Source organism: Deltaproteobacteria bacterium, from assembly GCA_005879795.1.
Taxonomy (GTDB): domain Bacteria; phylum Desulfobacterota; class Binatia; order DP-6; family DP-6; genus DP-6.
On record VBKJ01000007.1, the window covers coordinates 1 to 9,524 of the forward strand.

5 protein-coding genes and 3 pseudogenes are annotated in these 9,524 nt (G+C 70.3%); 2 read left to right on the forward strand and 6 right to left on the reverse strand.

All coding sequences use genetic code 11. The features are described 5' to 3' along the window. The coding region (locus E6J59_00190) for a CocE/NonD family hydrolase (GenBank protein ID TMB24509.1) at window positions 1-1,371 on the reverse strand (1,371 nt) is incomplete at its 3' end. Window positions 1,372-2,835: 1,464 nt separating this feature from the next. Between E6J59_00190 and E6J59_00195 the strand changes: the two are divergent. Beyond that, a pseudogene (locus tag E6J59_00195) lies at window positions 2,836-3,159 on the forward strand (hypothetical protein). 34 nt (window positions 3,160-3,193) lie between these two features. Here the strand turns inward: E6J59_00195 and E6J59_00200 are convergent. Together E6J59_00200 and E6J59_00205 are read right to left on the reverse strand one after the other, a co-directional pair. After that, window positions 3,194-3,460: pseudogene (locus E6J59_00200) on the reverse strand (hypothetical protein). A 550-nt stretch (window positions 3,461-4,010) separates the two neighbouring features. Beyond that, window positions 4,011-4,497, reverse strand: a pseudogene (locus E6J59_00205) (Hsp20/alpha crystallin family protein). 426 nt (window positions 4,498-4,923) lie between these two features. Between E6J59_00205 and E6J59_00210 the strand changes: the two are divergent. Continuing rightward, window positions 4,924-5,397 carry a hypothetical protein gene (locus E6J59_00210; protein ID TMB24510.1) on the forward strand — a complete coding sequence of 158 codons (474 nt, stop codon included), beginning with the start codon at window positions 4,924-4,926 and terminating at the stop codon, window positions 5,395-5,397. A gap of 278 nt (window positions 5,398-5,675) precedes the next feature. Here the strand turns inward: E6J59_00210 and E6J59_00215 are convergent, their stop codons facing one another. The 3 genes from E6J59_00215 to E6J59_00225 form a co-directional block, all read right to left on the reverse strand. Then, the gene (locus E6J59_00215; GenBank protein TMB24511.1) at window positions 5,676-7,001 is read right to left on the reverse strand and encodes an adenylate/guanylate cyclase domain-containing protein; all 1,326 of its coding nucleotides are present in this window, start codon (window positions 6,999-7,001) and stop codon (window positions 5,676-5,678) included. A 393-nt stretch (window positions 7,002-7,394) separates the two neighbouring features. Continuing rightward, window positions 7,395-8,123: a carbonic anhydrase gene (locus E6J59_00220; protein ID TMB24512.1), complete on the reverse strand. Its 729-nt coding sequence runs from the start codon at window positions 8,121-8,123 to the stop codon at window positions 7,395-7,397. Between the two features lie 478 nt (window positions 8,124-8,601). Continuing rightward, window positions 8,602-9,524: adenylate/guanylate cyclase domain-containing protein (locus E6J59_00225; GenBank protein ID TMB24513.1), on the reverse strand; the 923-nt coding region annotated here is incomplete at its 5' end.

The window sequence follows — 9,524 nt, forward strand, 5'->3', positions numbered from 1 at the left end:
GGGATACCTCGTGTCGGGAGCCCATTTCCCCGCGCCGAGATAGTAGGTCTCCACTGCGGGGAAGCTGTCGATCCCGTTGCCGATTCCCTTGAGCCAGTGATCGAACCACGCGAGCTGCAGGTTGTTGAGGCTGGGCAGCAGATTGCCCTTGCTATCGTAGACCGGGTTGGAGCCGTCATCGGCGGTGAGACCGTTCCCGGCCGTGGTGTGGTACCAGGGTCCGATCATCAGCTTCTTCTGGCTCGCCGAGAGCATGAGGCCGTTGAACAAGATCGGCTCGCCGCGCTGGAAGAGGTCGTAGGTGCCTCCGACGATGAAGGTCGGGACCTGGACGCGCGCAATGTTCCGGATCGGCGAGCGGAGCCGGTAGAATGGGCCGTCGTAAGCCTGGTCGGGGTAGGTCTGGAACGCCGGCGGCAGCATCATCTCGTACCCGCCCAGCGCCGCGTCGAGGACCACCGGCCCGCCGAACTCGGCCACGTCCATCGCGTGCTGCGACTCGGCGTTGAGCGCGATCTCCCGCTCGCTCCCGGCATCCTGGGCCGGGATGAAGTTGAGTCCGTTCACGAGCCCCAGCCAGAGCGGGATGAAGCCGCTGTCCTCGGTGCCACCCGCCCACGTGACGTCACGGTAGGCGTCCGACATCGGGACGATGGGGAAGATCGCTTTCACGGCCTTCGTTCCGGGCTGCTCGACCGTGAGGAACTGATTGATCGCCGCGTAGCTCACGCCCGAGAGGCCGAGCACGCCATTGGAGAACGGCCGCGACGCCGCCCATTGGACCAGCGTCACGCTGTCCTGCTGCTCCCGGCCCCCGAACGAATCCCACAGGCCCTCGCTCGAGCCGGTGCCGCGCACGTCCACGACGATCATCGCATAGCCGTTGGAGGGAAAGATCGTGTTGCCCTCGGAAACGCCCGCGCCGGATTTGCGATACGGCGTCTGCACCAGGATGGTCGGGCATGGGCAGCCGGTGGTGGGGATGTACTCGTCGGAGTCGAGCATGACTCCGTCCGACATCGGGATCCTCACGTCGGAGACGACGTTGTAGGACGTCGTCGCGGCGAGGGCCGTCCCCCGCGCCATGAGCGCCAGCACCGCTGCCGTCATCACCAACGCCGTCGCTAGGAGTCTGTCCGAGTAGTCATGGTGAGCGAGGCGAACGAGCCGGGGAGCGAGAGCGGCAAGCGCAGCGACGACCGACGAGGTGCGGCGCGCGGGACGCGCGCCGGGAGTTGGTCGCCGCAGGAGGGAGGAGCGAGCAGCCATCTGGCAGCGCGGCTGCCGCCGCGCTCCCCCGGATCGTTCACCGCAGCCGCCATGACTACTCGGACAGCCTCCTAGATCACGTCCTCCGGCCATCGATCGCATCCTCCTCGAAGTTCGAGTTCTCGCCGCCAGCGCTCTTGAACGGCCCCCTCTACGCGCCGCCTGCCTTGACCGTCCGTCCGCAGCCGCCGAGCGCGATCGTGATCGGTCCGTCCGTGTCGACGTGCAGGTCGACGCTGCAGCCGACGCGGGCCCGCCGGACGTCGATCGTGACGGCGGCGATGTTCCGCGCAGTCAGGTCGAGGCGCCGGGCCCGCGGGATGCTCGGCACCGGCCCCCACGTCTGATACTGGCTGGTGTAGACGAGCGGCGTGGGGAGGTTGCCGCCGGTGAGCGTGCCGGCGCCCACCTGCGTGCCCGACGGGGTGGGATCGCCGGCGCCGAAGCCGTAGGAGAGCGCGTCGATGCTACCCTGGGCGTGGCCGCCCATGGCCGGCGGCGTCGTGCTGCGCACCCGGAGCCCGGAGAGCCAGTACGCGTGATCGGCGACGAAGCCGAGCGCGGGGTAATCGAGGGCCGGGTCGACGACGTACGTGACGTGCGCGGGGTTGCGGTTCACCTTCGTCAGGTCGAGGAACGCGGCCGCCGGCGCGTACTGATCGTCGATCGCGAGCGTCAGGTGGTCGCTGGGCGTGAAGACGTCGAGCTCGTAGCGGTAGCCGAGGCTGTCGAGCCGCCGGGCGGTGGGTTCGTAGTCGGTGGGCGGGACCAGCTCGTCGACCAGCGAGTTCCACATGAGGAACGGGATGTTGCGCAGCGAGGCGACCAGGTTGTCGTCGGCGCTGAAGCCGACGGTGGGCTGCCCTTTGGCGAAGAGGTCGGGGAACTGCTCGGCGAGCTTGAACGTCCCGAGGCCGCCCATCGAGTAGCCCGCGATCGCCGTCCAGTCCGGGTCGAGGCGGTAGCGGCGCGCGACGTCGGCCCACACCTCGAAGACGTCAGCCCCCGCGTAGCTGTCGTAGAAGCCGTCGGGCCCGCGCGACTCGGGCGTGATGACGATCGATCCGCCCTCGCGCTCGCCGAACTGGGACTGGTTGCGGCTGCCGAGGAACTGGTTGTAGTTCGTCGACAGCGAGTGGAGGAGCAGCGTCATCCCGTAGCCCCGCAGCGGCCGGGGCTGCCGGGGGACGTAGATCGCGTAGGGCTGGAGCTGGCCCTGGTACTGGCCCGGGCAGCCGGCGCCGCCGTCCACTGACGCGGGGAAGCAGTTGACGGAGAAGTCCGCGCCCTGCGCCAGCTCGAACTGGCTCGCCAGGATCCGGTCCATGGGGCCGGTCTGCGGCACACCGCCCGGCTGGTCGGGCATGTCGTCGTTCACCGCGGCGGCGAGCTTCGCGAAGTCGACGTCGGCGTGGAACGCGTTCAGGTCGCCCGCGGCGAGCGCCTCGCCCTGGCCCTTGTCGCGCCACCAGGCGGGGGCCGTGGTGGTGCCGGCCGGGTCGCTCGCGACCGGCATCGGCTCCGCGTAGCGAAACGCAACGTTGAAAAACGCGGCGGGACTGATGGCCGTCCCCGCACCGCCGGGGCGGGTCGCGTCGGCGGAGGCCTGCGGCAGGAGGTAGTGGCCGTTCGCCCTGTCCCACAGGCCCACGCCGGCAGCCAGGCGGACCACCTGGCCGGTGGGGTCCCAGGTGGCGTGCGGCACGCGCACCTCGATCTGACGACGGGCGGTGTCGACCGCGACGAGGGGAGCGGGACCCCCGACGGGCTGCCCCGTGGCCGCGTCCACCAGCTCGCCGACCATGCCCGCCCCGGCGGGGTGCACGGTGAGGAACAGGTCGGCGGGCGCCCGGACGTTCGCCCCCGCGGGGAAGCTCCGCAGCACGCCCGCGGTGCCGCCGATCGCGATCGAGAAGGCCACCAGCGAGGGGTCCTTCAAGGTGTTCAGCGTGAGGCGGAACGCGGTGGCGTCGGGCAGCGGCTTCAGGCGCAGCTCGACCAGGTCGGCCGCGTCGTTCGCGTACGCCGGGTCGGTCGGATAGGTGTACGTGCCGTCCGGCTTCGAGAACAGGTTGCCGCCGCCGCGGGGATCGGTCGGGTCCGGCACCTCGGCCGCGCCGTGGTCGTCGTAGAGGAAGTCCTGGTAGAGGAACTCGCCGGCGCGGTACGCACTGGCGCCGGAGACGAGGATCGGCTGGGCCGTCCAGACCCCGACGTTCTCGAGCTGCGGGGCGAAGGCGGCCGCCCCGGAGAGCACGTCGAGCTGCGGGGCGACTGCGGGCGCGAGCGCGTCGAGCCGTGGCGCGACGGCGGCCCCGTAGAGCACGTCGGGTCCGGGGCGGGGAGCGCGGCCACGGTAGAGCGAGCTCCTCGCAAACGCGGCCTGGTCGACGCAGATGATTGCGAGCGAGCAAAGTAGCGGGAGGGTCGAACGCGCGCGCATGCGGCCTCCTCCAAAACAACGCGGCGAGCGGAGTCTAGGAGGCAGGCGGGGCCGCGAGAATTCCCTGCCATCGTATTTCGAGGGAATAGTCTCGGTATTTCGGCCGAATCTTCTTGGTACGCGCCTCGCGTCGCGACGTGAGCTCGGGCGTGTGCGCGTCCCTCCTCGGCCGTTGACAGCCCGGCCGCCGCTGGACGACAGGCGCTGTCGGCGCGAGCGAGTGCGAGACCGGCGGCGCGGCCAGAGCCTCGGCGACGCCTTCGGCCGGCGCCGCCGAGGCGGAATCCCTGGGCCCTTCCTAAGCCGCGGTCACGGGGATCCGCCGCCCGCGCTCGCGAGCCGTCGCGGTCTTCGGCAGGCGGATGGTCAGGATGCCCTTCTTGTATCCCGCCGTCACCTTGTCCGCGTCCACCTCGCTGGGTAGCTGGATGGTCCGATAGAAGCTCCCGTAGGAGCGCTCCCGCCAGCCCCGGTCCTCACGCTCCTCGTGCTTCTCGCCCTTCAGCGTGAGCACGTCGTCCTGCACGTGCACCTCGAGGTCCTTCTCGTCCACGCCCGGCAGCTCGGCCGTCACGCGGATCTCACCGTCCGTCTCCTCGACGTCCACGCGCGGCGAAAAGCTCGTCCCCTCGGGGAGCCCCAACGAGGGCTCGATATCGAAGCCGCGCCAGAAGTCCTCGAACAGGCGGTTCGTCTCACGGTGGAGCGCCAGGAACCGGATTCTCCTCCCGGCGCGCGGGCAGGCTCTCTCCGCGGTTCCATCGGAGCAAGCTGGGCAGTGCCATGTTCTCCTCACCTCCTTCCGCTCCAAATGGATAAGCACGCCCGTTGCGCCGTCAACCGGTGTGCGACGCTGGGCGGAGCCGACGGCGAAGCCCGGGGGCGGCCGTGTCGACCCGGCGCGGATCAGCATCCCCGTGGGGGCCGGCTACCCCTCGTCGACGCGGCGATAGCGGCCGACGAGGTCGACCCGGCCGCGGCGAATGGCACGACGAGCAGGGTCAGAAGCTGAACGTCTCGACCGTGATGTTGGAGCCGGACACGAGCGCTCACGCGTCGCTCCAGTCCCCGCGCCGCGAAGGGCTCGATCTGAGGGTCTGATCCTCCGAAATGGGGTGGGCGGCTACAAGCCCGCCTTGAGCCGATCCCCGGCTCCCGGGTCCGGGCTGGGGTTCTTGATATCTCCCGGATGCCGGTTTAAGGAGGGGTCCATGCGGCGAATGACCAACCAGCGGATCCCAGCGACGCGCGGTCTCGGGGCAGCGTTGCTGCTCACGGCCGCGACGCTCGCCGGCTGTGGGGAAGACACATCCGGTCCCCCGGCGGCGCCGACACAGGCACCGGCGGCGAAGGTGTCGCAGGCCCCGACGGTGCAGGCCAACCCGGCGTCCGTCGAGGGCTACTTCGACGGCGTCGACGCGGACGTCATCAGCGGATGGGCGCTGGACACGACCAAGCCGGCCAACCCGGTGACCGTCGATCTGTACGATGGCGATGCCTTGCTGGCCTCGGTCCCGGCAAGGGAATTCCGCCAGGATCTGCTCGACGCACAGAAGGGCGACGGCTACCACGGGTTCAAGATTCCGATCCCCGCCGGCTTGAAGGACGGCCAGCCCCACACCGTCCACGCGAAGTGCGCAGGGGGCGAGCTGAAGAATTCGCCGCAGACGATCCCCAAAGGATAGCCCCATCGGGCGTGCGGTATCCTCGCTCCGCCCCGCCGGCGTTGTAGGGCACGCCCTCGCGCGCGACGCGGCGAGTTCCTCCCTCGGAGAGGGCGAAGGCGACCCATCGCGGCGATCGTCTGCCATCCCCTCTTCGCCCTGCTCCGGCGCCACGGGCGAAACGTTTAAGCCCATTCGCTGGCTCGGCCAGCGCATCCTCTCCCTCGCGATGATCGAGAGACTCCGACCGGGGCGACGGCAACGCCCCACTGCGTGCGGCGGTGTCGCCATGCACGACGCTACTCCGCAGCGTGCAACGGCCACTCTCCCTCCACGCCCTTGAGGCGATGGACGCCGCGTTCCACGAAGCGCAGGCCCGATCCCGTGACCAGATCCTTCAGAGTGCCGGAGACCAGCACCTCACCCGCGTTCGCCGCGGCGGCCACGCGGGCGCCGATGTGCACGGCGATGCCGCTCACATCGTCGCCCCGCAACTCGCACTCGCCGGTGTGCAGGCCGGTGCGGATCTCGAGGCCGAGCGGGCGCACCGCCCCGCGGATGGCCAGCGCACAGCGCACCGCGCGTGCGGGACCGTCGAAGGTCGCGAAGAAGCCGTCGCCCGTCGTGTGAATCTCCCGGCCGCGGAAGCGGCCCAGCTCCTGGCGGACGGCGGTGTCGTGCCGCTCGAGCAGGTCGCGCCAGGCGCGGTCGCCGAGCCGGGTGGCGTGCTCCGTGGAGCCCACGATGTCGGTGAACAACACCGTGGCCAGCACGCGCTCGTCGTCGACCACCGGGCGCGCCCCGGTGAGAAACTCCTCGATCGGTGCGAGCATCGCCTCCACGTCCCCGGCATAGAAGAAGTGGTCGTCTCCCGGCAGCTCCACGAACTTGGCACGACCGATGTGCTCGGCAAGGTAGCGGCCGTTGCCCACGCGGATGTAGCGGTTGCCGGTGCGGTGCAGGACGAGGGTCGGCACGCGGATGGTCCCGAGGATCGGCCGGACATCGGCGTTCAAGGCCACGGGATACTCACCCGCAAACTGCGACGGGCTCATCGCCAGTCGCTCGAGCCGGGCTCTCCAGCGCCGGGAGGCCTCGCTCGCCATGCTCGGGGCCCCGATGCGGACCGCATCGCCCGTACCCCATTCGGCGATCATCCCTTCGAGGTGCCGCGGCGCGACCTCGAGCGGTATGCCGTGGGGATAGTCGGCCGCCCGCAGCTTACGCGCGGTGCCGTCCGCCACGACGAGCCCCGCCGTGCGCTCGGGGTAGGTCGCCGCGAACAGCATCGCCATCGGCCCGCCGTCACCGTGCGCGAACACCACCGCACGCTCTGCACCGGCGGCATCGAGCACCGTGCGGATGTCGTCCATCCACTGCTCGAGCGTCGGCAGCGCGCCCAACGGCACCGGGTCCGAGATCCCCGTGCCGCGCTTGTCGTAGCAGATGAGCCGTCCGATCGAGCCGAGACGCGTGAGGAAGCGCGCGATGGCCGCCTCCTCCCACATGACCTCGAGATTCGTAACCCAGTCCGGGACGAAGACGATGTCCACCGGCCCGCCGCCGGTGACCTGATAGGCGACCTGCCCCTCGGGGCCTTTGGCGTAGTGGACGTCGGGTGTCATCGCGCCGCTGCCTTCGTCACCCGGCGATGGGTGAGTGCCTTAAATCTCTCGCCAGGGGTGATCTTCCCCCCGGGTAGCAAACAGAGCCGCCCTAGTCCTCTAGCAGATCCGAGTCTCGGCATCGCCACCACGGCGAAGCCGCCCGGAGACGCACCGTCGCTCCCTCCTCGCGTGCACGACTCCTCGAAGTAGTGTTCCGTGATGCCAAGGTGCGGATGCCCGGCAAGAAGGCGGGGGGCTGACCAACGAACCTTGAGCGAATCGCTGTGATAGGGGGTCCCGCGGCAGCTCGAGAGTCCGCCAACGACGAGCCCGCGTCGACGACCGCCAGCCAGAACGTGCCCACCCCGGGGGGGGCGATCGGGGCCGGTCATGAGACTCCTGCTCGGGTCCTCAGTGATCGAGGAAGGTCACCCGGCCGGTGGCGACGTCGTACATGCCGCCCACGAGCGCGACCGTGCCGTCGTCGAGGTACTTCGCCACGTACGGGCTTCGCTCTCGGATGGCCCGCGTCGACTGGCGCACGTTCTCCTCGGCCACCTTCGTGACGCAGCCCGCGTCTTTCGAGTCGCTGCAGTGCACCGCCTCGACCGCGGGATGGATCTTGGCCAGCAGGCTGGTGAGGTTACCGAGCTGCACGCCGTCGATGGCGCCCTTGACTGCGCCGCAGCTCGTGTGCCCGAGCACCACGATGAGCTTCGCGCCGACCTTGACCGCGTATTCGAGGCTCCCGAGCTCATCATCGTTCACGACATTGCCGCCCACGCGCACGGCGAAGACGTCGCCGATCCCCTGGTCGAAGACGATCTCGACGGGCGCGCGTGAGTCCATGCAGCCGAGCACAGCCACGAAGGGGAACTGGTCGGCAGCCGTGGCGACGACCTTGGCCGACCAGTCGCGGCGCCGGGTCGCATTCGCGACGAAGCGCGCGTTGCCCGCCTTCAGGCGGTCGAGCGCCTGCGACGGTGTCATCGCCGCCTGCGACTCGCGCGTCTGCACCTCGGGTTTCGAGGGTGCGGTCGCCGGGGGCTCCGCCGTGGCGACCCGAGCGCCGAGCGCCAGGCACAGGACGACTGCCGAGGCACTCCGCCGTGTTGAGCCGTCGCGCCGTTCGGGTGGCATCGCCGCCCCTCGTACGCAATCGACCGACGGCGTGCAACCGCGTCGCGGCAGGCTGGACGCGTTCGCCGGAGATCTCTTCATCACGTGGTCGCAACCTCGGAAGCACGAGGTATGCGTCGCCGCTCACGTCGCGGCAAACCACGCGACCCGCGGTGGCGGCACCCGCGGCCGTCGTCGTTCGCGAGTGGACGCCGTTAATCCTTTCACTCGCCTTCCCGCCCAACGGCAGGCAGTCCTAGGCGGCGATCCGCCCTCGTCGGGGCACACTTTGGGCACAGTCGGACCCCTATTTCCCGAGGCCTCCAAGTGCCCGTCCCCCTTAGCGCGCCCGGGGTGAGTCGCACCCGCGGCCTTCCCTCTCCGGCTGCGCCGACGCTGGTCCGGTTCGAGGGATCACTCGACATGGCCGGTCTCCCTGGTGGCGGGTGGAGCTGGCGGCTCCGCGGTGGGAGCGGTGAGGCGCTCGCGGCCTCGGCGCTCAGCCGGCCGCCCCGGCCGCGGGCATGGCGAGCCGCGTCGGTCGTGTCCGACCCCGTACGAGGACCGCCTCGGCCAGCTGCCAGCGGGCGGACTCGCCGATGCCGGCACGCGCCACGATCGTCTCTGATGCTACGATCCGCCCGGGGTGATCCTTGGCCAGCTCGGCCAGCCGCGCCGCTTCGTTAACCGCGTCGCCGATGACGGTGTACTCGAAGCGGTCGGCGGCACCGACGTTCCCCGCAACGACGGTCCCCGCCGAAAGCCCGATCGCGGCGCGGATCTCCGGCAGGTCGCACACTAGTCGGGCCTGCATCTCGCGCCCGGCAGCAAGCGCCCCGCCGGCTGCGTCCTCGAGCTCGAGAGGAACGCCGAAGATACAGAGCGCGGCGTCGCCCTCGAACTTGTTGACGAAGCCGCCGTGCCGGCGCGTCGCCTCCACGACGATTCCGAAGAACGCGTTGAGCATCGCGACGACTTCGGTCGCGCCGCGGTCCGCGGCGAATGACGTAGAGTCCATCAGGTCGACGAACAGCACCGCGGCGTCGCGCTCCTCGCCGCCGAGCGTGACGCCCTCCTCGATCGCCCGCCGCGCGACGTCTTGGCCCACGTGGCGACCGAACAGGTCGCGCAGGCGCTCGCGCTCACGCAGGCCAGACACCATGCGGTTGAACCCGGCCTGGAGGAACCCGACCTCGCTCCCATCGTCGACCGCGACCCGCGGCTCGAGGCTCCCGGACTCCACATCGGCGAGCCCGCGACGCAGAATGCGGAGCGGATCGGAAATCGACTGCGCGAAAAGCACCATGGCGCCGAGCCCAACCACGAGCGCGATGACGCCGAGGCACAGCGCGGTAGCAGCGACGCGATGCGCCGAGACCGGTAGGGCCAGGGAGACCGCCGCGATCGCGACAACCCCGATCA

Bases quoted from the DNA above. Each gene is read 5' to 3' on its own strand.
- E6J59_00210 (TMB24510.1), top strand. From the start codon at position 4,924: ATGCGGCGAATGACCAACCAGCGGATCCCAGCGACGCGCGGTCTCGGG.
- E6J59_00215 (TMB24511.1), bottom strand. From the start codon at position 7,001: ATGACACCCGACGTCCACTACGCCAAAGGCCCCGAGGGGCAGGTCGCC.
- E6J59_00220 (TMB24512.1), bottom strand. From the start codon at position 8,123: ATGCCACCCGAACGGCGCGACGGCTCAACACGGCGGAGTGCCTCGGCA.